The sequence below is a fragment of the Aestuariibaculum sp. YM273 genome (assembly GCF_030908365.1).
GTDB classification, from domain to species: Bacteria; Bacteroidota; Bacteroidia; order Flavobacteriales; family Flavobacteriaceae; genus Aestuariibaculum; species Aestuariibaculum marinum.
This window is the reverse complement of the sequence record NZ_CP133090.1, coordinates 1,238,483-1,260,599: the sequence shown is the minus strand read 5'-3', so window position 1 is coordinate 1,260,599 and position 22,117 is coordinate 1,238,483. Positions and strand designations below refer to the sequence as shown.

At 37.0% G+C, this 22,117-nt stretch carries 21 protein-coding genes; 8 read left to right on the top strand and 13 right to left on the bottom strand.

Going from position 1 to position 22,117, the window contains the following annotated elements; translation table 11 throughout:
• Window positions 1-44: 44 nt before the first annotated feature.
• Window positions 45-1,058 carry a recombinase RecA gene (gene recA / locus RBH94_RS05320; protein ID WP_188222715.1) on the bottom strand — a complete coding sequence of 338 codons (1,014 nt, stop codon included), beginning with the start codon at window positions 1,056-1,058 and terminating at the stop codon, window positions 45-47.
• A 288-nt stretch (window positions 1,059-1,346) separates the two neighbouring features.
• Between recA and RBH94_RS05315 the strand changes: the two genes are divergently transcribed.
• The 8 genes from RBH94_RS05315 to RBH94_RS05280 all read left to right on the top strand — a co-directional run bounded on the left by RBH94_RS05315 (window position 1,347) and on the right by RBH94_RS05280 (window position 9,761).
• Entirely contained in the window at window positions 1,347-2,420 is a 1,074-nt protein-coding gene (locus RBH94_RS05315) for a rhodanese-related sulfurtransferase (RefSeq protein ID WP_188222716.1), read from the top strand.
• Window positions 2,421-2,427: 7 nt separating this feature from the next.
• Window positions 2,428-3,672, top strand: a complete 1,245-nt coding sequence (locus RBH94_RS05310) for a peptidase U32 family protein (RefSeq protein WP_307882697.1) — start codon at window positions 2,428-2,430, stop codon at window positions 3,670-3,672.
• Entirely contained in the window at window positions 3,672-3,902 is a 231-nt protein-coding gene (locus RBH94_RS05305) for a ferredoxin (protein WP_188222718.1), read from the top strand. Before RBH94_RS05310 ends, RBH94_RS05305 begins: the two co-directional genes overlap by 1 nt.
• Window positions 3,903-4,015: 113 nt before the next feature.
• Complete coding sequence (locus RBH94_RS05300) at window positions 4,016-5,398, top strand: regulatory iron-sulfur-containing complex subunit RicT (protein WP_307882696.1); 1,383 nt, start codon at window positions 4,016-4,018, stop codon at window positions 5,396-5,398.
• Window positions 5,385-5,882, top strand: coding sequence for a gliding motility lipoprotein GldH (locus tag RBH94_RS05295; RefSeq protein ID WP_307882695.1), 498 nt, complete (start codon window positions 5,385-5,387; stop codon window positions 5,880-5,882). The genes RBH94_RS05300 and RBH94_RS05295 overlap by 14 nt, the downstream gene beginning before the upstream one ends.
• Window positions 5,883-5,946: 64 nt before the next feature.
• On the top strand, window positions 5,947-8,283 hold the full coding sequence (locus tag RBH94_RS05290) for a penicillin-binding protein 1A (RefSeq protein ID WP_307882694.1): 2,337 nt from the start codon (window positions 5,947-5,949) through the stop codon (window positions 8,281-8,283).
• A 120-nt stretch (window positions 8,284-8,403) separates the two neighbouring features.
• On the top strand, window positions 8,404-9,105 hold the full coding sequence (locus RBH94_RS05285) for a CoA transferase subunit A (RefSeq protein WP_307882693.1): 702 nt from the start codon (window positions 8,404-8,406) through the stop codon (window positions 9,103-9,105).
• 2 nt (window positions 9,106-9,107) lie between these two features.
• Window positions 9,108-9,761, top strand: a complete 654-nt coding sequence (locus RBH94_RS05280; RefSeq protein ID WP_307882692.1) for a CoA transferase subunit B — start codon at window positions 9,108-9,110, stop codon at window positions 9,759-9,761.
• Between the two features lie 302 nt (window positions 9,762-10,063).
• Here RBH94_RS05280 and RBH94_RS05275 read toward each other — a convergent pair whose 3' ends face one another.
• From RBH94_RS05275 to RBH94_RS05220, 12 genes are all read right to left on the bottom strand, one after another.
• Window positions 10,064-11,743 (bottom strand): ABC transporter ATP-binding protein, encoded by a 1,680-nt coding sequence (locus tag RBH94_RS05275; protein WP_307882691.1) that lies wholly within the window; start codon window positions 11,741-11,743, stop codon window positions 10,064-10,066.
• Complete coding sequence (locus RBH94_RS05270) at window positions 11,744-12,457, bottom strand: 3'-5' exonuclease (RefSeq protein ID WP_307882690.1); 714 nt, start codon at window positions 12,455-12,457, stop codon at window positions 11,744-11,746.
• The gene (locus tag RBH94_RS05265; RefSeq protein WP_307882689.1) at window positions 12,447-13,598 is read right to left on the bottom strand and encodes a serine hydrolase; all 1,152 of its coding nucleotides are present in this window, start codon (window positions 13,596-13,598) and stop codon (window positions 12,447-12,449) included. Before RBH94_RS05265 ends, RBH94_RS05270 begins: the two co-directional genes overlap by 11 nt.
• Window positions 13,599-13,686: 88 nt before the next feature.
• Entirely contained in the window at window positions 13,687-14,160 is a 474-nt protein-coding gene (locus RBH94_RS05260; protein WP_307882688.1) for a methylated-DNA--[protein]-cysteine S-methyltransferase, read from the bottom strand.
• 2 nt (window positions 14,161-14,162) lie between these two features.
• Window positions 14,163-15,242: a CNNM domain-containing protein gene (locus tag RBH94_RS05255; protein WP_188222728.1), complete on the bottom strand. Its 1,080-nt coding sequence runs from the start codon at window positions 15,240-15,242 to the stop codon at window positions 14,163-14,165.
• Window positions 15,243-15,357: 115 nt separating this feature from the next.
• Window positions 15,358-16,347: a porphobilinogen synthase gene (gene hemB / locus RBH94_RS05250; RefSeq protein ID WP_307882687.1), complete on the bottom strand. Its 990-nt coding sequence runs from the start codon at window positions 16,345-16,347 to the stop codon at window positions 15,358-15,360.
• Window positions 16,348-16,405: 58 nt separating this feature from the next.
• Window positions 16,406-16,792: a YchJ family protein gene (locus RBH94_RS05245; RefSeq protein ID WP_307882686.1), complete on the bottom strand. Its 387-nt coding sequence runs from the start codon at window positions 16,790-16,792 to the stop codon at window positions 16,406-16,408.
• Window position 16,793: 1 nt separating this feature from the next.
• A complete protein-coding gene (hemF, locus tag RBH94_RS05240; RefSeq protein WP_307882685.1) occupies window positions 16,794-17,696 on the bottom strand; it encodes an oxygen-dependent coproporphyrinogen oxidase in 903 nt (300 codons plus the stop codon).
• Window positions 17,686-18,435, bottom strand: a complete 750-nt coding sequence (locus RBH94_RS05235; protein WP_307882684.1) for an EI24 domain-containing protein — start codon at window positions 18,433-18,435, stop codon at window positions 17,686-17,688. Before RBH94_RS05235 ends, hemF begins: the two co-directional genes overlap by 11 nt.
• A 104-nt stretch (window positions 18,436-18,539) precedes the next feature.
• Window positions 18,540-19,565: a uroporphyrinogen decarboxylase gene (hemE, locus tag RBH94_RS05230; RefSeq protein WP_307882683.1), complete on the bottom strand. Its 1,026-nt coding sequence runs from the start codon at window positions 19,563-19,565 to the stop codon at window positions 18,540-18,542.
• A gap of 1 nt (window position 19,566) precedes the next feature.
• Window positions 19,567-20,283, bottom strand: a complete 717-nt coding sequence (locus RBH94_RS05225; protein WP_188222734.1) for a TrkA family potassium uptake protein — start codon at window positions 20,281-20,283, stop codon at window positions 19,567-19,569.
• A gap of 28 nt (window positions 20,284-20,311) precedes the next feature.
• Complete coding sequence (locus RBH94_RS05220) at window positions 20,312-22,054, bottom strand: TrkH family potassium uptake protein (protein WP_307882682.1); 1,743 nt, start codon at window positions 22,052-22,054, stop codon at window positions 20,312-20,314.
• Between the last annotated feature and the right edge of the window lie 63 nt (window positions 22,055-22,117).

Below are 22,117 nucleotides of genomic sequence, written 5' to 3'. Positions count from 1 at the left end.
CGTCTAGAAATAAAAAAATCCCGATAAAATCGGGATTTTTTTATTTATTCATCTTCTGACGCTGCTTTGGCAACAGCTCTTACTTTCGCTTCGAGCTCTTCCATGAGTTCAGGATTGTCTTTTATAAGTGTTTTAACGGCATCTCGACCTTGACCAAGTTTCGTGTCTTCGTAGCTAAACCAAGAACCACTTTTCTTAACGATTTCGTTTTCTACAGCGATATCTAAAATTTCCCCTACTTTACTTACGCCTTCGCCATACATAATGTCGAATTCGGCAGTTTTAAAAGGAGGTGCTACCTTGTTTTTAACAACTTTTACGCGAGTCTTGTTTCCGGCAACATCACCGTTGGTCTCTTTAATTTGTGTTGAACGACGAATATCTAAACGCACAGAAGCGTAGAATTTTAAAGCGTTACCACCAGTAGTTGTTTCTGGGTTACCAAACATAACACCAATTTTTTCACGTAACTGGTTAATGAAAATAACCGTACAGTTTGTTTTGCTGATTGAAGCTGTAAGTTTTCTTAACGCCTGAGACATTAAACGGGCGTGTAACCCCATTTTAGAATCTCCCATTTCACCTTCAATCTCACTCTTTGGAGTTAAAGCAGCAACCGAATCGATTACTACAATATCAATAGCTCCCGAACGGATTAAGTTATCGGCGATTTCTAAAGCCTGCTCACCGTTATCTGGTTGCGATATAATTAAGTTTTCTAAATCGACACCTAATTTTTCAGCATAAAATCTATCGAAGGCATGCTCTGCATCAATAAAAGCCGCAATACCACCCGCTTTTTGAGCTTCGGCAATAGCATGTAATGTAAGGGTTGTTTTACCCGAAGATTCTGGTCCGTAAATTTCAATGATACGTCCACGAGGATATCCTCCAACACCTAAAGCAATATCTAAACCTAATGAACCCGACGGGATAGCATCAACATCTACAACTGCTTGATCGCTCATTTTCATTACAGTACCTTTTCCGTAGGCCTTATCTAATTTGTCTAGTGTAAGTTTTAGCGCTTTTAATTTCGCTTCTTTTTCGTTGCTCATTTCCTAATCTATTTTTATCTGAAATTGTATGCTAAAATACTATATCTTTTATCATCTTACAATTTTATGACGCAACCTTTTTGAACATTTTGCATCTAGTAGAAAACTAGGGAAATTATTGCTATGAAATTTACCTATGAAACATTTTAAGTAGACTAACTCGAAATGATTTGAAAAGCGCTCCATACTGCACATGGGCGCTTTTTTCATGTTGTTGGGTGTTGTGTTTAAATTGTTTACCTTTGCGGCATTAAAATATAATCTTTAACCTTAAAACATTAGTATAGCATGCAACTGTACAATAAATTAAGTGCTAAAGAGAGAGCAGAATTAATCGACCAAGCAGGGAAAAATCGATTAACGCTTTCTTTTTACCAATACGCGAAAATTCAAAATCCTCAGGAATTTAGAGATCAGTTATTTATCGTTTGGGACAAATTAGATGTCTTGGGTAGAATTTATGTGGCTCACGAAGGCATTAATGGGCAATTATCGTTGCCAGCTGATCGTTTCAATGAGTTTAAAACACATTTAGATACGATTGATTTCTTAAAAGATATTCGTTTGAATGTAGCGGTAGAGCAAGACAATAAATCGTTCTTAAAACTGAAAGTTAAAGTACGTGAAAAAATTGTTGCCGACGGATTAAACGATGAAACCTTCGACGTAACAAACAAAGGTGTTCATTTAAAAGCGGAAGATTTCAATAGATTTATTGAAGACGAAAATACCGTATTGGTTGATATGCGTAACCACTACGAGAGTGAGATAGGTCATTTTAAAAATGCCGTGACACCAGATGTGGATACGTTTAGAGAATCGTTAGATATTATTGAAGACGATTTAAAGGAACATAAAGAAGATAAAAATCTGGTAATGTATTGTACCGGAGGTATTCGTTGTGAAAAGGCGAGTGCTTACTTTAAACATAAAGGGTTTAAAAATGTATTTCAGCTTGAAGGTGGTATTATAGAATATACCCGTCAGGTAAAAGAGCAAAACTTAGAAAATAAGTTTTTAGGTCAGAATTTCGTATTCGACGAACGTCGTGCTGAGCGTATTAGTGACGATGTTATTGCTAATTGTCACCAGTGCGGCGAGCCGTTCGACTTACATACCAATTGTGCAAACGATGCCTGTCATTTACTGTTTATTCAATGCCCGAAATGTCAGGAAGAAATGGAAAACTGTTGTTCTACAGCTTGTATGGAAATTAATAGATTACCGTACGAAGAGCAAAAAGCGTTGCGTAAAGGGCAAGGTAATAGTAATGACATTTTCAAAAAAGGTCGCGCCGACCACTTACCTTACAAAAAGGATTTAAGAAACATTTTCGATCATTTTAAACAAGAAGAAGCTTAGTTGAGTTATGCAAAAGATTGAGTTAATGGCGCCTGCAGGGAACTTCGAGTCGTTGCAAGCAGCCTTAGATAATGGTGCAGATTCTGTTTATTTTGGTGTTGAGCAGCTTAACATGCGTGCCCGAGCATCTATCAATTTTACGTTAGATGATTTACCTGAGATTGCACAACGTTGTCAGGAAAAAAATGTTAGAACCTATTTAACTTTAAATACGATTATTTACGATCACGATTTATCGATTGTAAAAACCCTTATCCAAAAGGCTAAAGATTCCAATATCACAGCGGTAATTGCTATGGATCAAGCGGTCATTATGGCGGCTCGTGAGATTGGTATGGAAGTGCATATTTCTACACAAATTAACATCACCAATATCGAAACGGTTAAGTTCTACGCTATGTTTGCCGATACGATGGTGTTAAGTCGTGAGTTAAGTTTACGCCAGGTGAAAAAAATTACCGAACAAATTGAGAAGGAACAGGTTAAAGGCCCTTCAGGAAATTTAGTGGAGATTGAAATTTTTGGTCATGGTGCCTTATGTATGGCGGTTTCCGGAAAGTGTTATTTGAGTTTACACTCGCATAACTCATCGGCGAATCGTGGTGCTTGCAAGCAAAATTGTAGAAAGAAATACACGGTGATCGATCAGGAGTCTGGTTTTGAAATAGAACTGGATAACGAGTATATGATGTCGCCAAAAGACTTGTGCACCATTGACATTTTAGATCAGGTGGCAGATGCTGGTATTAAAGTGTTAAAGATTGAAGGTCGTGGCCGTGCACCAGAATATGTTGCTAACGTGATTAAATGCTACCGTGAGGCGATCGATAGTTTAGAGAATAATACTTTCGATAAAGAGAAAACCATCTCCTGGATGCAGGAACTGGAAAAAGTTTACAATCGAGGTTTCTGGAATGGGTATTACTTAGGGCAGAAATTAGGAGAGTGGAGTAAAGGCACAGGGTCTCATGCTACCCAAAAGAAAGTCTACATAGGTAAAGGCCAACACTATTTCCCAAAGGCGCAAATTGGAGAATTTAAAATTGAAGCCTTCGATTTATCGTTAGGTGATACCATTTTAGTAACGGGTCCAACCACAGGAGCTAAGGAAGTTGAGGTGGCTCAAATGTTGGTAAACGACGAGCAACTTACTAAAGCTTCAAAAGGCGATTTGGTAACAATTCCGTTAGGATTTAGAATACGTCCTTCAGACAAATTATATAAAATCGTAGAAAATAAAGTAGAAGCATAATGGTTGTTGTTACCTTACAACGAAATAAATGTATTGGGTGCAATTATTGTGTGGAATTAGCACCCAATCAGTTTCAAATGTCGAAGAAAGATGGAAAATCGGTGTTGTTGAAAAGTGCTGAGAAGAAAGGCTTTTTTACTATTAAGTCTAACGATTACAATATTTTAGAAGACTGTGAAAATGCTGCAAAAGCATGCCCGGTAAAGATAATAGATGTAAAAAATATTTAATTTTTTATCGATTTAGATAGTCTATATAATAATCTTATCTTTACCTTTTGATAATAATATGAACATTCATTCGCAATAGATTAATTATTAGCGAATTCAATATATAGAAATTTATGGCTTGTAACAGTTGTTCAACTGGTAAAGACGGTCAACCAAAAGGATGTAAAAATAATGGCACTTGTGGAACAGATAGTTGTAACAAACTAACAGTTTTCGATTGGTTGTCTAATATGTCTCTTCCAAGTGGTGAGAAACCGTTTGACTGGGTTGAGGTTCGCTTTAAAAACGGAAGAAAAGATTACTACAAAAATACAGAGCATTTAACGCTTAGCATAGGTGATATTGTGGCTACACAGGCGCCTGCAGGGCACGATATTGGTATGGTTACCCTAACAGGGGAATTGGTACGCATTCAAATGAATCGTAAAAATATCTCCGAATCTCCCGATGATGTTCTTAAAATTTACCGGAAAGCCAATCAAAAAGATATTGATATCTGGCAAACCGCGCGCGATCGCGAAGAACCCATGAAGGTAAAGGCGAGACAGTTTGCAATAGATTTAAAGTTGGAAATGAAAATTTCCGATATTGAATTTCAAGGCGATGCCAGTAAAGCCACATTCTATTATACCGCCGAAGAACGTGTCGATTTTCGTGAGTTAATTAAAGTCTTTGCTCGCGAATTCAGAACGCGTATCGAGATGAAGCAGGTTGGATTCCGTCAGGAAGCAGCCAGACTTGGTGGTATCGGGTCTTGTGGTCGTGAGTTGTGTTGTTCTACTTGGTTAACCGACTTCCGTTCGGTGAGTACCTCGGCAGCACGCTATCAGCAGTTATCATTAAATCCTCAAAAATTAGCAGGACAATGTGGGAAATTAAAGTGTTGTTTAAATTATGAGTTAGATACGTATTTAGATGCACTCAAAGATTTTCCAAAATCAGATATAAAACTTCAAACAGAAAAAGGTATTGCTGTTTGTCAGAAAACCGATATTTTCAAAGGGCATATGTGGTATGCTTACGAAGGCGAATGGATTAACTGGCACAAAATTACTACCGATCAGGCGAACGAAATTATTGCTCTAAATAAGAAAAATAAAAAGATTGCCAGCCTTGAAGAATATGCTTCAGATTTAATAGCAGATACCATTGCAGATACTAAAGCCGAGTTTGAAAACGTTGTAGGTCAGGATAGTTTAACACGATTCGATAATCCAAAACCTAATAAAAAACGTAAAAACAATAGGAACAGGAATAATAGAAACCAAAACAACAAAGGCAGAGGTAACGCAAATAATAAAAAAGGAGGCAATAAGACGGCGGATAAGAGTTCGAATTCAGGAGCTAAAAATCCTAAAGCTAAAACTACCGGAAACAATCCAGATAACACCAAAAATTCTGGAGGAAACAAGAGTAGAAGCAGAAGCAATAACCGTTCTAAAAACAAGAAGAAACCTCAAAACCAAAGCCAAAAAAATAAAGATGTTACGAAGTAATACGTTGTTATTTTTAGTAATCTTTTCATTAGTGTTTGTGTCTTGCGATTCCAAACGTGTTTTCGATGAGTATAAATCGGTTCCTAACAAATGGCATAAAGATTCTATTGTTAGCTTTAATTTAACACCTCCAGATTCTACTAATGCCTATAATTTATTTGTAAACCTTAGGAATACAAATGCTTATAAATACAACAATTTGTTTTTAATTGTTGAGATGGTTTTTCCACATGGTAAAACGATAAAAGATACTTTAGAGTATAGAATGGCAGACCCTACTGGAAAATTATTAGGTACCGGTGTTACCGATACCAAAGAGAATAAACTCTGGTATAAAGAAGGTGTGGTATTTCAGGAAGCAGGAGAGTATCAGGTTAATATTCAGCAGGCTATGCGGGAGAATGGTAAAGTTAATGGTGTAGAAGAGCTTGAAGGAGTTACCGATGTTGGTTTTAGAATAGAGCATATAAACAGTAACGAGTAAAAATCACTGCTGTAGACCTCAAAGCTACAGACATTGTTTAAAACGTATTTGTAAAATATAGTACATGGCAACAAAAAAACAAGAAGCAAAACCTACAACAAACTTCGCCAAATACATACGTTGGTTTTGGATGCTATTTACCACTGGAATTCTGGCGGTAGTTTTAATATTTTTATTAGCATCTTGGGGTGCTTTTGGTGAAATGCCCGACCACACCGTATTAGAAAACCCAAGAACAAATTTAGCTACTGAAATCATTTCTTCCGATGGACAAACCTTAGGAAAGTTCTATTTTGACGATAACAGAACACCTGTAGGTTACGACGATTTACCTCAGGATTTAGTAAATGCTCTAATTGCTACCGAGGATGCACGTTTTAAAGAACATTCAGGCATTGATGCCATTGGTACATTAAGAGCTGTTGTTAAGTTAGGAAGCGGCGGCGGTGCCAGTACTATTTCACAGCAGCTGGCCAAACAATTATTTCACGGTGAAGGATCTAAAAACATTGTTGAGCGTATTTTACAAAAAGTTAAAGAGTGGATTATTGCTATTCGTTTAGAACGTCAGTACACCAAAGAAGAAATAATTGTACAATATTTTAATATTTACGATTTCTTAAATAACGCCGATGGTATACGCAGTGCGGCAAGTATTTATTTCGATAAGGAGCCAATGGAATTAGATTTAAAGGAATCTGCGATGTTGGTGGGGATGTTTAAAAATTCATCATATTATAACCCAAGAAGACGAGAAGAGTTAACCAGACAAAGACGAAATACGGTATTATCGCAAATGGCGAAGTATGGTTATATTGAAACTGCAGTTAAAGATTCTCTTCAAAAAACAGATTTAGATGTTAAATACACTCCGCAATCGCATCGCGATGGGCTTGCAACGTATTTTAGAGGGTATCTTGATACGTTTATGAAAGATTGGATTAATAATAATCCGAAACCAGATGGTACTAAATGGAATCTTTATAACGACGGATTAAAGATATACACAACTATCGATTACAGAATGCAAGGATATGCCGAAGAGGCGGTTCAAAAGCATATGGTGAAGTTACAAAAGGAATTTTTTCACCAGAATACTCCAGATAGAAATCCAACGGCGCCATTTTTAGATTTATCTAAGGAGGAAATCGATGCGCTAATGAAAAATTCTATGCGTCAGTCTGAGCGTTGGAGACATATGAAATACGACCTAGGTAAATCTAATAAAGAGATTGAAGAATCATTTCAAAAACCTGTAGAGATGTCGGTTTTTGCCTGGAAAGATGGTCAGCCTTCAGAGATTGATACTATTATGAAACCAATCGATTCTATGCGTTATTACAAATCGTTTTTACGTACCGGAATGATGTCTATGGATCCGCAAACCGGTCATGTAAAAGCATGGGTTGGTGGTATGAATTATCGTCATTTCCAATACGATATGGTTAAACAAGGAAAACGTCAGGTAGGTTCAACCTTTAAACCTTTTGTTTATGCCACAGCTATCGACCAGTTGCATTATTCGCCTTGTGATGAATTTCCAGATACACCATTCTGTATAGAAAAAGGTAAATATGGTAATATGGAAGACTGGTGTCCTAAAAATGCAGGAGGTGATTACGGAGGTATGCGTACTTTAAAAAATGCACTTGCAAATTCCGTGAATACGGTTACTGCACGTTTAATGGATAAAGTAGGGCCTGAAACTGTGATTAATTTAGTAGATAAATTAGGGATAGATTCTGAAATTCCTCCAGTGCCGTCTATTGCTTTAGGAACACCGGATTTAAGCGTTTACGAAATGGTTGGAGCTTACTCTACATTTGCCAATAAAGGAGTGTATACAAAGCCCGTTATGGTAACCACCATTGAAGATAAAAACGGAACTATTTTATATCAGTTTAAACCGGAAACAAGAGATGTGGTAGGCGAGGAAACCGCTTATGTAACCGTTAAGCTTCTTGAAGGGGTTACTCGTGGAGGTTCAGGCACACGATTACGCGGTAATTGGGCGGTGAATAATCAAGTGTATAAAGAAGTGATTACCGGATATCCTTATGAGTTTGAAAATCCTATTGCCGGTAAAACAGGAACTACGCAAAACCAGAGTGATGGCTGGTTTATGGGGATGGTACCAAATCTGGTAACAGGAGTTTGGGTAGGCGGTGAAGATCGCGCTGTGCATTTTAGAAGTATTACTTACGGTCAAGGGGCAACTATGGCATTGCCAATTTGGGGGATGTATATGAAGAGTTGTTATGCCGATGAAACCTTGAACATTTCAAAAGAAGATTTCGAGGCTCCCGAAAACTTATCTATCAATGTGGATTGCGATAATATTGTAGAAAATGAGACTGTTATTCAGGAAGAAAAAGAAACACCAGACGATTTAGAGTTTTAAATTTGTTAGGTGAAATAATAGTGTTAAACCCGTTCAATAATTGAGCGGGTTTTTTATTTCTCATTATTTTGTGGTTATCCTTTAGTTATTCGTAAATTTATATTGCTAAAACTAATAATAATGATAAATAAGAAAGTAGCTAATATAAATGAAGCGTTACAAGGTGTTACCGATAATATGACCTTTATGCTTGGGGGTTTCGGTTTAAGCGGTATTCCTGAAAACTCCATTGCCGAATTAGTAAATTTAGGCGTCAAAGGATTAACCTGTATTTCTAATAATGCGGGCGTAGACGATTTTGGTCTGGGATTATTACTTCAAAAACGTCAGATTAAAAAGATGATTTCTTCATATGTAGGCGAAAATGAAGAGTTCGAGCGCCAGATGTTATCCGGTGAGTTAGAGGTTGAACTCATTCCGCAAGGTACATTAGCAGAACGTTGTCGTGCGGCACAAGCTGGTATTCCTGCATTTTATACGCCTGCTGGTTACGGAACTGAAGTCGCTGAAGGTAAAGAAACGCGAGAATTCGATGGTAAGATGTATGTTATGGAAGAAGCCTTTAAAGCCGATTTTTCTTTTGTGAAAGCATGGAAAGGGGATTCAGCCGGTAATTTAATATTTAAAGGAACCGCCCGAAATTTTAATCCGGTCATGTGTGGGGCCGCTAAAATAACGGTAGCTGAGGTTGAAGAATTGGTGCCGCTCGGTGAACTGGATCCTAATCAGATACATATTCCAGGCATATTTGTGCAACGTATTTTTCAAGGTGAACATTACGAAAAACGAATAGAACAACGAACTGTAAGACAAAGAGATTAATTATGTTAGATAAAACAGGAATAGCACAGCGCATTGCTAAAGAAGTTAAAGATGGCTATTATGTAAATCTTGGAATTGGTATTCCAACTTTGGTGGCCAATTATGTGCGTAACGATATAGAAGTGGAGTTTCAAAGTGAAAATGGTGTTTTAGGTATGGGACCTTTTCCTTATGAAGGCGAAGAAAATGCCGATGTGATTAATGCCGGAAAGCAAACCATAACCACGTTGCCTGGAGCTAGTTTTTTTGACTCCGCTTTAAGTTTTTCCATGATTCGCGGTCAACACGTTGACTTAACAATTTTAGGCGCTATGGAAGTCGCTGAAAACGGTGATATTGCGAATTGGAAAATTCCAGGTAAAATGGTTAAAGGTATGGGAGGTGCTATGGATTTAGTAGCCAGTGCCGAAAATATTATTGTAGCGATGATGCATACGAATAGGGCAGGAGAGTCTAAGCTATTAAAAAAATGTTCATTGCCATTAACTGGTGTAGGCTGTGTAAAAAAGATTGTAACTAATCTGGCCGTATTAGAAGTTACTCCAAAAGGATTTAAATTATTAGAACGTGCACCAGGCGTTTCTGTGGAAGAGATTCAAAAATCTACTGAAGGTACTTTAATTGTTGAAGGCGATATTCCAGAAATGACACTTTAGTTGTAGGAAAACGTGTTTATTCTATACGATAAATTCGGTGAAATGTTAAAAATAAACGCATTTCATCGAATTTATTTGTTTTTAGACGATGATATTGAAAAAATGTTGCATCTTAGTAATCCCCAAAGAAACCAAATTAATAACTAGATTTACCTAAATCTATCATAAACTTAACGCTTATGAATTTTGCAACAAATCTACCTGACCAACCTACATTGACGGAGAATAAATTCAAAGAAACAATGCGTGAAAACCTAAAGTTTTTAAAGAGTTTATTCTATTTAACTAAAAAAGTGTTCATGTTATAATCCCTTCGGGATAGCCTTTATTAATTTTTTAGTGTATGCAGAATTGGGTGTGCTGTAAATGGTATCAGCATCACCCAATTCTTCTATTTTACCCTGGTTCATTACCAGTAATTGATCCGACATATATTTCACCACGGCTAAATCGTGGGAAATGAAAATATAGGTGAATCCAAAACTCTCTTTAAGCTCATTTAACAGATTTAAAACCTGTGCCTGAACCGAAATATCCAATGCCGAAACCGATTCGTCGCAAACAATCAACTTAGGTTGTAAGGCAATAGTTCTGGCAATCCCGATACGCTGACGTTGTCCACCTGAAAACTCATGAGGATAACGGTTAAAATAGTCTTCCGATAGACCAACACGCTCCAGTATGTCTATCACTTTTTCTTTTCGTTCTTTATTCGAATTATAAAGTTTATGTACCTGCATGGGTTCCATAATGGCTTCACCAACTGGAATTCTGGGGTTTAAAGATGAATACGGATCTTGAAATATAATCTGAATCTCTTTTCTAAGCGTTTTTATGGCTTTGTTCGATAGTTTAGTAATGTCGGTGCCTTTATACAGAATTTGTCCTGCAGTGGCCTTATCAAGCTGAAGAATGGCATTTCCTAGAGTCGATTTTCCGCAGCCGGATTCACCAACCAAACCTAACGTTTCGCCTTCGTATAATTTAAAACTCACATCGTTTACGGCTTTAAAGGTACTTGGTTTACTAAACCAACCGCTTTTCGAGAAGTATTCCTTTTCAACATTAACCACTTCAAGTAAAGGTGGTTTGCTGTAAATACTGTCATGTTTTTGTTTTCGGTCGTCAGCCGTAATAATAGAATGTTTGATTGTACCGTCTAAATAATCTTTTATGGTTGGTAATACCTTTAGTCGTGTATCTAACGATGGACGAGCATTAATTAGTGCTTTTGTATAAGTGTGTTGCGGATTGTGAAATATGGTATGCGCATTCCCTTGTTCTACAATATCACCTTTATACATCACTAAAACACGGTCTGCAATTTCTGAGATTAACGACAAATCATGCGTGATGAAAATCACACTCATTTTTGTTTCAATCTGAAGGTCTTTCAAAAGTTTAATAATCTCTTTTTGAACGGTAACGTCTAAGGCAGTTGTAGGTTCGTCGGCAATTAAAACATCCGGTTTACAACTTATAGCCATGGCAATCATAACTCGTTGTTTTTGTCCGCCTGAAATCTCATGCGGATAGGCATGATAAACCCTTGTAGGATTCGGAAGTTTTACTTTTTCAAAAAGCGTAATCGTTTCTGCTTTGGCTTCTTGCTTCGATAAATTGGTATGTTGAAGCAGGATTTCCTGAACTTGTTTTCCGCAGGTCATAGACGGATTTAAGGAACTCATGGGCTCCTGAAAAATCATGGCTATTTTTTTGCCGCGAATTTGTTGTAATGCTTTTGAAGATAGCGTCGTTAAATCTTCATTATTAAAAAGAATTTGCCCTGAAGAAATGTTTGAAATGTTCTTTGGAAGCAAACCTAATATGGCTAACGATGACACCGATTTCCCGGATCCAGATTCACCAACAATACCCAGAATTTCATTTTCAAATAACTCATACGAAATGTTATGAATCACTTCATTTTTTCCAAAGGCAATGGTTAAGTCTTTTATGTTTAAAATTGGGGTATTCTGCATTTATATATGAAAAATTTCATCGTTGGTTAATAGCTCGTCGCCTCGTAATCGTAAAAAGATTTGTGCTACGGCAATGGTATCTTTTTCGCAGTATATAACAATGCGATCGATTTCGTTTTCTTCGTAATACACGCGATAGACTTCACTACCATCGATATCATCTTTAGGAGAAGGAACACCTAAAACATTGGTAAGCAGTTTTAGAGAGGTGTAACTTTTAAAATCCCCAAACTTCCAAAGTTCCAAAGTGTCGATGTGAGGTACTTCCCATGGTTTTTTACCAAACAAATTAAGTTTATGAGGAAGTTCAATACCGTTTATAATCATACGACGTGCGATATAGGGAAAGTCGAATTCCTTGGCATTATGTCCGCAAAGCAGATGATTTGGGTGGTTGAAATGGGTATTCAGTAAATTTTTAAAATCCTTTAAAAGTTTGGCTTCATCACCAAAAAAAGAAGTGACTCTAAAGTTGCGCATGTCGCCTTTAAAAGCAAAATACCCAACCGAAATACAAACTATTTTACCGAATTCTGCCCATATACCGGCGCGATCGTAAAACTCTTCGGCGGTGTAATCGTCTTTACGTTGGTATTGTGATTTTTGTTCCCATAAGGCTTGCTTAGTCTCGTCTAAATCTGAGAAATGCTGAACCTCGGGTACGGTTTCAATATCTAAAAATAATATGTTTTCTAAGTTGATTTTAGAGATCATATCCTAACATGTTATAAGCTTCTTCAATATAGACAGTAATATCTCGTGTAAACTGTCCAACGCCTTCGTCGGGTGATTTTCGGTGTCCTAAACGAACAATGATGAGGTTGTCTTCGGGCTCTACAATAACATATTGCCCCAGATGGCCACGCATCATAAAAAAGTGTTTGCTTCCAACATCTTTCATCCACCACCCGTAACCGTATTGTGGGCTTTCAGGAAAACGAGGGGTCACGCTTTTTACAGCATAAGAAGAATCGAGAAGTTGCTTGCCATTCCATTTTCCGTAGTCTTTATATAATTTTCCAAAACGGGCAAAATCCCGGGCGTTACTTGAAATACAGCAAAATGCTTTAGCTAATTTGTGTTTGCTATCATCTAATTGCCAAAGGGCATCGTCGGTAGCCCCCATAGGCTCCCAAAAACTTTCTGATAAATAATTTGAAAGAGATTTTCCGGATGCTTTTTCTATAATCATCCCTAGTAACTGAGTATTTCCGCTTAGGTATTTAAATGACTTACCAGGTTCCTCTATCACTTTTTGGTTAAGAATAGTTTCGGCCAAATCATCGTCGTAATTGGCTCTTGCGGTTACCGAAAACGGACTTGTATAATGCTCGACCCAATCTAATCCTGATGCCATTGAAGCCAGGTCGCCAACCGTAGTTTTCGTATCATTATATTGTGGATAAAAATCACTTACAGGTTGGTCTAAGTTATCTATGTAACCATCCATAATAGCTTTTCCCAGCAACGTGGTGGTGATGCTTTTTGCCATTGAAAACGAATTGGTTTTTGAGTCTTTACCAAAATCTTCGTAATATTTTTCAAACCAAATGCTATCATTTTTAATAATGAGATAGGCTATGGTTCCCCAGTCGTTATTGACTTTTATAAGTTTCTCGGTGGGTTCGACTGAATTGTAATTTTTGTGAATAGGCCAAGGTTGAGGATCTGTTCCTTTTTTTATAGTGTCGTTTTCGAAATATGGGTAATCATCAATAAAAGCAGTGTTATGACCTGTGAAATAAACGATTTTGGCACCACGAATAATGTAACCGTAATCGAAAAGGTAAAGTAAAGCAATAAGCAGCGCAATGGTGATTACGATCCATTTAAGTAGTTTTTTGAGGAATTTCATGCTGACAGGTTTAGTTGAACTAAATATAGGAAATATTTTAAGGAATAAAGGGCTCGACTTTAGGGCTCATTTTAAAATTTTAAAGAACTTAAAATAAACTTTGTTGTTTATTCGGGCTTTCGTGTTCTAAAAGCCATTGTTTGCGATTTAAGCCACCGGCATACCCTGTTAAACTACCATCGGTACCAATAACGCGGTGACATGGCACAATAATCCAGAACGGGTTTTTGCCATTCGCATTAGCCACGGCCCGAATGGCTTTTGGATCGCCAAGTTGTTTGGAAAGTTCTAAATAGGAAATGCTCTTTCCGAAAGGAATTTGCTGTAATAATGTCCAGACAGATTTTTGAAAATCGGTGCCTTTAGGGCTTAGTTTTAGGTTGAATGTTGTGCGTGAACCTTCAAAATATTCTTTTAACTGGGTGACACAATCTTGTAAAGTTTCGGGAATAGTTTCAGAGATTATTTCTTCAGAATTTAAAACAGTAACCGATGAAATCCCCATATTGTCTCCAGTTATTTTGGTAAAACCTAATGGTGATTTAATAATACAAGTATCCATGTTTATTGTTTAGAATCGTCAATAATACCTAAGCGTTTAGCTCTGGTTTCCCAGCTTTTTCGAGCCAGATGTTGCAAATCGGATACGTTATCACTTTCGTCCATAATTTCCAAACCAAGTAAAGTTTCAATAACGTCTTCAACAGTTACAATACCACTTACAGAACCGTATTCGTCAACCACCAAAGCCATATGATTTCTACTATCAACAAGCTTGTCAAATAATAATGGGATAGGCATATTTCTAGTAACAACAATGATATTTCTTTTAAGTTCAGATAACTTTTTGGTATTGTTATCTAAAGCCATTTGTTTGTAAACATCGTCTTTTAATACCAAGCCTATAATATTGTCGTGATCTTTAGAATAAATAGGAATTCTTGAAAACCTAAGATTTAAATTTTTCTTGAAAAAAGCTTCCACAGTCATATCTTCATCTTCAATTTTCATCACGGTTCGTGGAGTCATGATATCTTTAGCGAAGACTTCCTTAAATGTGAGTAGGTTTTTAATCACCTTACTTTCGCTTTCATGAAAAACACCTTCCTCATGAGCGATATCGGTCATAGCCATAAAACTTTCTCTGCTTAAAACACTGCCATGTTCTGTGCCACCAATAAGTTTTGTAGTAAGTTGTAACAACCAAAGAATCCCGGTCCATTTTAAGGGGAAAATCAAGATGGTCAGAGTTGTAGCGGTAAACCCTGATAAGTTTTTCCAGTAGGTTGCTCCAATGGTTTTCGGAATAATTTCAGAGGCAATTAAAATTAATAGAGTCATGATTGCTGAAACCACTCCTACTGTATTGATACCGAATAGTTCAATTTTATACGGAAGTTTTTCTGCCTGAATACCCACCATCATCGCACCCAAAGTGTGTGCGATAGTGTTTAGGGTTAATATAGATATTAGCGGTTTGTCGACGTCCTTTTTTAAGGCTTCCAAAGTAAAAGCAAAGTCTTTACCTTCCTGTTTTTTTAAGTTGATAAACGTTGGTGTTACACTAAGTAATACCGCTTCGAGTATGGAACATAAAAAGGAAAAGAAGATTGAGATTGTTGCCCAAAAAATAAGTGCGCTCATAAAATATGATATCGTTTTTTACGAAGTTACGAAATCTGATTTACTCCTAAAGTAAAAAAGCATATTCCGAAATTGAATACTCTTGGAATATGCTTTTAAGAACGATATTAATATTTTAAGAAATTAACTTAACCATATCTTTGGCAAAATATGAAGCTATAATATCTGCACCGGCACGTTTAATGGCGTACGTTTGCTCTAATATAACGGCGTCGTGGTTTAACCAGCCTTTTTCTGCAGCAGCTTTAATCATGGCGTATTCGCCAGACACTTGGTATACAGCGACAGGAACATCAACAGCATTTTTAATGTCACGAACAATATCTAAATAACACAAGCCCGGTTTTACCATAACAATATCAGCGCCTTCGTCAATATCCATTTCGGTTTCTCTTATGGCTTCAATACGATTTGCATAATCCATCTGGTAGGTTTTTTTATCCTTTGGAACATCTGCCATATCAACAGGGGCAGAGTCTAAAGCATCACGGAAGGGCCCGTAAAATGCCGAAGCATATTTTGCTGAGTAACTCATAATTCCAGTATTGGTAAAACCTTCGTCCTCTAATAACTCTCGCATTTGAATAATACGACCATCCATCATATCACTTGGTGCTACAAAATCGGCACCAGCCTGAGCGTGAGACAAAGCCATTTCTGCTAGTACTTGAGACGTTGGGTCGTTTAAGATGATGCCGTTTTCAACAATTCCGTCGTGTCCGTAAGCTGAATAAGGATCTAAAGCCACATCCGTCATGACCAACATCTCAGGACAAACATTTTTTACGGTTTTAATGGCGCGTTGCATTAATCCGTTAGGGTTTAAAGCTTCAGTTCCTTTATTGTCTTTTAAATTTTCTGGTACTTTAACAAATAATAATACCGATTTTAAACCTAGGCTCCAAAGTTCTTTAACTTCGTTTTCCAGTAAATCTAAGCTATAACGAAAGTAGTTTGGCATCGAAGCAATTTCTTCTTTAATACCTTTGCCTTCAACAACAAATAAAGGTACTAAAAAGTCGTTCGGTGTAACTATGGTCTCTCTTACCAAGCTTCTAATAGCTTCGTTAGCTCTTAATCGTCTATTTCTTCTTAATGGATACATAATCTTTTTTATTTACTCGATAATCGAGGTTTGTAGTTTTTATCGGATTAATTGATGTTTACTGGCTTAATCCTAAGTATTTCCAAATGTTATTTTCTTTTACAAAAGCTGATTTTTCATGAATGACGTCTACTTTGCCATTTTCAAAAAAATAGGCATCGAAGGTTACGGTGCCTTCATTGTCGGTAGCCATACCTTTTGAAGTTTCTTGTACTTCTAGCTTTATCCACTGTACCGATTTGGCCCAGTTTACAATCGCTTTTTTCTCTTTTACAGGCCTGGTTGAGCTGTGATGAGTCAGCATTAAATAATCACCATCAGCCACAACAAAAGCACTGTAACGCGAACGCATAAGTTGCTCGGCAGTTTCTGTTTTTCCACCGTTTTTATGAAATACTTCGCAGCATGTGCTGTAGGTTTTGTTATTTCCGCAGTAGCAATTCATGTTACACCCAGTCTACAGGATTTTGTAAAACCTCGACTAGTTTTTCTTCCTCGCTACCAGTTTCAGGCTGATGGTCGTAAACCCATTGCACATGTGGTGGTAAACTCATTAAAATACTTTCTATTCGGCCATTTGTTTTTAACCCAAATAAGGTGCCTTTATCGTGTACTAAATTGAATTCTACATAACGCCCACGACGAATTTCCTGCCAAGTACGGTTAGCTTCGGTATAAGGTAAATCTTTACGTTTTTCAACTATTGGAACGTAGGCTTCAAGGAAACTGTCACCAACTTCGGTTACAAAGTTATACCAGTCTTCCATACTGGTTTCTTTGGTTGCTTTACAATAATCGAAAAATAAACCACCTATACCACGACCTTCATTGCGGTGTGTATTGTAAAAATACTCGTCGCAACGTTTTTTATAAGTTGGGTAAAATTCCGGATTGTGCTTGTCGCAGGCTGTTTTACAGATTTGATGAAAATGAACAGCGTCTTCGTCGAATAAATAGTACGGCGTTAAATCTTGTCCGCCACCAAACCATTGGTCTACAATCTTTCCATCTTTATCATACATTTCAAAATAGCGCCAGTTGGCATGAACTGTTGGCACCATTGGACTCTTCGGGTGAAGTACCAGGCTTAAACCACAGGCAAAAAAGTCGGCGTCTTCAACACCAAAATACGCCTGCATGGTATCTGGTAACTTACCGTGAACACCAGAGATATTTACGCCACCTTTTTCAAATACATTGCCGTTTTGAATCACACGGGTTCTACCACCGCCGCCTTCAGGACGTTCCCAAAGATCTTGCTGAAACGTGGCTTTGCCATCAATAGCTTCCAGTTTAGAAGTGATGGTGTCTTGGAGTTGTTGTATGTATTTGTAAAATTTATTTTTCATAATGACTTTCTAATTGAAGGGCTTCAATGGTTTTTACTGAAGCTGCCGTTACCGATAGGGGCAATACTAAAATGACTCCGATAAACGGAATTAATAAAAACAATATAAATATGATACCGTTACCAATAGCCAATCCGCGATTTCGTTTTACAAAGTTAAGGCTTTCGTTGTATTTATAGTGGCGTTCCAAGGTATAATCCATGTTACCAAAGCCAGCGTAATAGGCCTGAATAAAGAAAATAAGTATGGTGAACAGAATGCCTATTATAGGAATAAAACTTAAGATTAACAACGGAATTGTGATGAGCAATTCCATAAACAGGTTTCTAACGTTAATACGAATGGCGCGCCATAACTGTTCGGTAAAAGAGGTAATTCTATAGGTTTTATCGGAACCAAGAAGATGCGCTTCAATTTTCTCGGAAACTGGACTCATAAATGGTGCCGATAAGGCCATAACAATATGCTTGTAGATAATTAATCCTAAGAGAATAATTATAAGTCCTGTTATAATTCGGAAAGTAGTTTTTAACCAATCGTATGTGTTCCAGCTTGGATAAATACTTGTAATATAATCTACAATATTATCAGAAAGGCCGTAAGCAGAAACACCAATCACAATGGCAGTTATGAAACTAATAAGCATGGGGATGGCGAAGTATTTCCAAAGGTTTAGTTTTGAAATCAAACTAAACGCTCCGAAATAGGCTTTAATTCCTGAAACAATATTTTTAATCATGGCTGTTGTTTTGCGTTAGCGATAGAGGCTTTGTTGAAGCTCTCCCGGTTATATTTAACCGGGAAGCGACTGCCGAAAGCGCGACCTTTGGTAACGCCCAAATATTATGCGCTATAATTTTTAACAGCATCTACAAAGGCTTGCGCATTTTCTAACGGGATGTTAGGTAAAATACCATGACCTAAGTTTACAATGTATTTATCTTTACCAAATTCGTTAATCATTTGGTGAACCATGCGTTTAATATCGGCTGGAGGTGATAATAATCTTGATGGATCGAAATTACCTTGAAGCGTGATGTTTCCACCGGTTAAATAACGTGCATTTCTTGCCGAGCATGTCCAGTCTATACCAAGTGCAGAAGCGTTACTTTGCGCCATGTCGTGAAGCGCAAACCAGCAACCTTTACCAAAGGCGATCACAGGTGCATCGTCTTTTAACGCTTCAATTATTTGGTTAATGTATTGCCAAGAAAACTCTTGGTAATCGGTTGGTGATAACATACCACCCCAAGAATCAAATACCTGAACGGCATTAACACCAGCTTTTACTTTTTCTTTTAAGTAAGCAATGGTGGTATCGGTAATTTTTTGCAGTAGTGTGTGTGCTGCAACCGGATTAGTAAAACAAAATTCTTTCGCTTTATCAAAGGTTTTACTACCTTGGCCTTGTACCATGTAGCAAAGAATAGTCCATGGAGAACCTGCGAAACCAATTAAAGGAATTTCGTCGTTTAATAATTCTTTAGTGGCTTTAATAGCCTGATAAACGTAATCTAAAGCTTCTTTTACATCTGGAACAATTACATTTTCGACATCTTTAGTCGTACGTATCGGGTTAGGAAGGTACGGACCAAAATTTGGTTTCATTTGTACCTCGACATTCATAGCCTGCGGAATCACTAAAATATCACTAAATAAAATAGCGGCATCCATACCGTAACGACGAATAGGTTGTACGGTAATTTCACTTGCTAATTCTGGTGTCTGGCAACGCGTAAAGAAATCATATTTCTCACGTAACGCCATAAACTCTGGCAAATAGCGTCCTGCCTGACGCATCATCCATACTGGTGGACGGTTAACAGTTTCGCCTTTTAGTGCTCTTAAAAACAGATCGTTTTTTATCATCTTAAATGTTTTTGTTTCTTAAATCGTATTCTTCTTCACCCATACAGTAATTTTCGATGTCTTTGTTGTTTCCGTAAACCACTAAAATATCGTTATCTAAAACTACTGTATCTGGGTTGGTGCGGCCAATAGTTTCTTTAACTATTGTTTTTTTGCCTATTAAATTTTTCTTTTCTCTTTCGCGAATAATGGTAATCAACGTTAAGCTATAGGTGTCTATAGAGTCCAGTTCTCTTAAAGTCTTTCCGTAGAATTCTTTTTTGGCTCTAACTTCTGAAATGGTAAAGTTGTTATCTAACTGATAGTTTTCCAGTGTAGACTTAAAGTTGATTTGTTTTGTTAATCGATCTGCCGAATCCTGCTCTGGGTGAATGATACTGTGAATACCCATCGCCTCCAATACCGTATCGTGAATAGGTGATAAGGCACGACTGATGATTTTTACCGTACTCAATTTTTTAATGATAGCTGTGGTGATAATCGCTGCACCTTCATTTTCACCAATAGCAACCACCACTTTGTCGGCGTCGTTTAAAGGTACGGCATCGTAGGCCAGCTCGTTGGTAGAGTCCATACAAATGGCATGAGAAATCTTGTCTTTCACCAAGTTAATCTTATCCATTTGTTTGTCTATGGCAATAACTTCATTTCCTGTTTCGGTAAGGCTTAGTGCTAAGGCTGTACCGAAATTCCCAAGTCCAAAAACTATTATTTTCATGAGTTATTTATTTTATTAGAAACGGTTTCTAGTTGATTAAAATATTTTCTTTTGGATACTCATAGAATTGATGATTTAACTGTCGTAGTAAACCAATCATTAAGTTGAGCATACCTATTCTCCCTACAAACATCACAATAATGATGACGTATTTACTTGGGTCTGAAAGTGTAGGTGTAAAATTCAAACTCAATCCAACGGTACTATATGCCGAAAAACACTCGAATGCTACGGTAAGCAATGGCGTGTCTTTGGGTTCAAAAATTAGTAATGCCATAATGGCAATACCAATAACAATTAACGAAATACATAAAATGGCAAACGCTCTTAATGTCGATTCTGCCGAAAGGCGTCTTCCAAAAAGCTCTATCCTACTTTTTCCTCTGGCTATAGCAATAATATTAAGCGTTGCAATTGCAAAGGTACTGGTTTTTATACCACCACCGGTAGATGCAGGCGAGGCTCCAATCCACATTAAAAAAATAACCAATAGTAATGATGGTACGGCCATTGAAGAATAGTCCACCACATTAAACCCTGCGGTTCTTGGTGTAACCGACCCAAAAGCGACATTAGTAAATTTACCAAACGCTGAGGTATGGTCTAATAGCGTATTGTTGTATTCTGAAATAAACAGAAATCCAGCACCGCCAATAAGTAAAATAAAAGTCGTGTAAATTACAATTTTTGTATTCAGAGTTATGACTGGAATACGCTTGTGAATACGTTTTTTGCTAAATAATTCCAGGATATAGGTTTTAATGTATTGTACAAAGTTGAACACAATATTATGGCCTAGACCACCAAATACAACCAGTATCATTATTATCCATTGAAAACCATAGTTGAAACGAATACTTTGGTCGAATAATCCTGCTGAAAATATCGAGAATCCGGCATTACAAAATGCAGAAATGGAGTGGAATACCGAAAAGAAAAACTTGTTACTTATAGTACTAACATCAAGTATAGAATAATAAATAAAGAAAGCTCCAATAATTTCTAAAGACAATGTAAAGATTACTACGTGAAGGGCGGCTTTAAAAACGTCCTGTAAACCTTCCTGTGCTATAAAATCTCGTGTATTTAGGCCTTCTTTAAACGAGGAACTCCCTCTAAAGAAAAAGGCGAAAAACGAGGTGAACGTTAAAATTCCAATACCTCCTAGTTGTATTAATACTAAAATAATGGTTTGCCCAACCAGCGTAAAATCCAGACTGGTATCAACTACGGCTAATCCGGTAACGCAAACGGCGCTGGTTGCTGTAAATAGGGCATTGGTAAAAGTGATGCCGTGCGGTGTTGCACTGGGCATAATTAATAAAAATGCACCCGATAACGCCAAAATTATAAAACTCCCGACAAACACTATGGCGGGATTAAAATACACATCGTAAATGTGACGTACTAAAATGAGTAATCTTAAAAAGAAATAGGCGATAAGACCACCTTCTAATACCGGTTTTATTTTTTGCAGGATGTAATGGTAGTTATAGTCGATATAGACTATGGTCATAATAAGGGACGTCAATAGTAGAGATCCCATAATAACAATGTTTACCAGAGCAACTTTCTTACTTTTCTTGTATTTATATACAAAGAATTTGGCTGCATTAAAAGCAAGTAAAAAGCCTGAAAGAATAAGTAAGCCTAAAACGTGAGGCGTATTAAAGTTATCAGCAAAGTCGTAACCAAAATCAAAAACAATAAAGAGCAATACTATGATATCAAAAAAGCGATATACGTTATTTAGTAAAGATTCTCTTTTCATTGTTATAATTTAGTTTTCTCTATGCTTATAAAATAACACTGATTTTAAGCAGGTTAAAAAACG